The sequence below is a fragment of the Jannaschia seosinensis genome (assembly GCF_001408515.1).
Classification (GTDB): Bacteria; Pseudomonadota; Alphaproteobacteria; order Rhodobacterales; family Rhodobacteraceae; genus Jannaschia; species Jannaschia seosinensis.
Genome location: NZ_CYPR01000169.1, coordinates 1 through 2,150, shown reverse-complemented (window position 1 = coordinate 2,150; position 2,150 = coordinate 1). Strand labels below are relative to the sequence as shown.

General features: G+C 63.8%; 2 protein-coding genes. Both read right to left on the bottom strand.

The genetic code is table 11. The annotated features are described in order from the left end of the window. Window positions 1-169: 169 nt before the first annotated feature. A complete protein-coding gene (gene tnpC / locus JSE7799_RS12895; RefSeq protein ID WP_055663988.1) occupies window positions 170-1,780 on the bottom strand; it encodes an IS66 family transposase in 1,611 nt (536 codons plus the stop codon). 59 nt (window positions 1,781-1,839) lie between these two features. Next, on the bottom strand, window positions 1,840-2,079 hold the full coding sequence (gene tnpB, locus JSE7799_RS12890; RefSeq protein WP_083480575.1) for an IS66 family insertion sequence element accessory protein TnpB: 240 nt from the start codon (window positions 2,077-2,079) through the stop codon (window positions 1,840-1,842). Between the last annotated feature and the right edge of the window lie 71 nt (window positions 2,080-2,150).

Genomic DNA, 2,150 nt, shown 5'->3' with positions numbered 1-2,150 from the left:
ACTTGCGCGAGCGGATCGGAATCCTTGGCCCCCGATCAAGTTCGATGCCCCGAAGCGACTGTAGTCCTGACATCTGCGCCATACGTCAGGCCATTGATCCTTAGCAGGCCGCTGAAAAAGGAAATGGACCTCGACGAACTGCATCGTAAGCATCCGGCGAGTGCCGTGGTCAGGCTGCCTTGACCTGGAGCGCAGCGGCGTTCCATTCCCACGGCAGCAACTCGTGCAGGCGTGAGACCGGAATGTCGGAGATGCGGGCGATGACGTCGGCGAGCCAAGCCTGCGGGTCGATGTCGTTCAGCTTCGCGGTGCCGATCAGGGAATACATGAAGGCGGCGCGCTGCCCGCCGCGCTCGGAACCCGCAAAGAGCCAGGATTTCCTGCCGAGGGCCACGCCGCGGAGCGATCTTTCGGCCGCGTTGTTGGTCAGGCAGATCCGTCCGTCGTCCAGGAACCGGGTGAAGCCCGGCCAATGGTTCGGCGCCAGCAGGTAGTCGATGGCCTTGGCAACCTTGGCATGCTTGGACAGGAGTGCGCGTTCGCCGCGCAGCCAACGCTCCAGATCCTCGACCAGCGGGGCCGACAGGCGCTGCCGGACCTCCAGTCGATCCGCCGGGCTATGCCCGTTGATCTCCCGCTCGATGTCGAACAGGGCGTCGATGCGCCGGACGGCATCGAATGCGATAGGCGAGATCTCCTTGGCGTCCTTGCCCTTGCGGATATTCCCTTCCACGTCGGCCAGTTCGAAGAACTTGCGGCGGGCGTGTGACCAACACAGGGCCGAGACAACAGGCGCCGGCAATCGCTTCGGGTCGTAAAGCTGGTTGTATCCGGCATAGGCGTCAGCTTGCAGGATGCCCTTCCAGCCCGCGAGATGCCCAGTCGGATGTTCGCCGCTGCGGTCGCGGGAGAAGCGGAAGGCCATCGCCGGTGGAGCGGTGCCGCCAAATGGTCGATCATCGCGGACATAGGTCCAGAGCCGGGCCGTCTTCGTGCCGCCCCGGGCCAGCAGCGGGACTGTCGTATCATCGCCATGTAACCGCTCTGCGGCCATGACATGGGCTTCGATCAGTGTATGCAGCGGCTCCAGCAACTCGGTCACCGCGCCGACCTGATCGGCGAGCGTGGAGAGGCTGAGTTCCACGCCCTCGCGGGCATAGCGTTCGGCCTGGCGGTTCAGCGGTTGGTGCTGCCCGAACTTCTCGAACACGATCATGGCCAGGAGGCTTGGCCCCGCCCATCCCCGCGAAACCGGGTGGAATGGGGCGGGCGGCTGCGAGATCTTCTCGCAATCCCGGCAGGTGAACTTCTCGCGGACGGTCTGGATCACCTTCCACTGCCGCGGAACCACTTCCAGCGTCTCGGTGATGTCCTCGCCCATCTTCTTGATCCGGTCCGACCCGCAGCAGGCGCAGGCCGTCGGCGCCTCGATCACCACCCGTTCGCGCGGCAGATGCTCGGGGAACGCCTTGCGGACGGGCTTGCGCCGGTCGAAAGCCCGGACCTTCGTCGCCTTTTCTGCGGCCTGCTCGGCGCGAATGGCATCCTCGGCCGCGGCCGTTTCCAGCTCCTCGAGCTGCAACTCAAGCTGATCGAGGAGTCGGGCGGTGCGCTCGGCGCTGCGGCCATACTTCTCGCGCTTGAGCATCGCGATCTCGAGCTTCAGGCCTGCGATCATCGCTTCTGATGCCGACACCACGGCATTCGAGCGGGCCAGTTCGGCCTTTGTGGCCGTCAGCTCGGCGCGAAGTATCTCGAGTTCGGAGGCGGCATCTGACATGGTCAAGATTTACCATGTCGTCTCAATAGGGCTATATAAAATAGGGCTCTGAAGGCGATTTACCCGACCTTCGCAGGGCGCTGCGTCCAACGCGGATTACGCCAGTCGATCCCTTCCAGAAGATAGCCGAGCTGGGCCGCGGAGACCTGGACCGTCTCGCCCGAGCTACTGACCGGCCAGATGAACTTGCCCGCCTCCAGGCGCTTCAAATAGAGCGACATGCCGACGCCATCGTGCCAAAGCAGCTTCACCAGATCGCCCCGACGTCCTCGGGATAGAGCAACCTGCGGTCTGGAAATTCTGCTGAGAGCGGGTCATGCATCCTGGCATTCCCATTTGATGTAGGCCTTGGTCTCGGAGGCCCATTTCT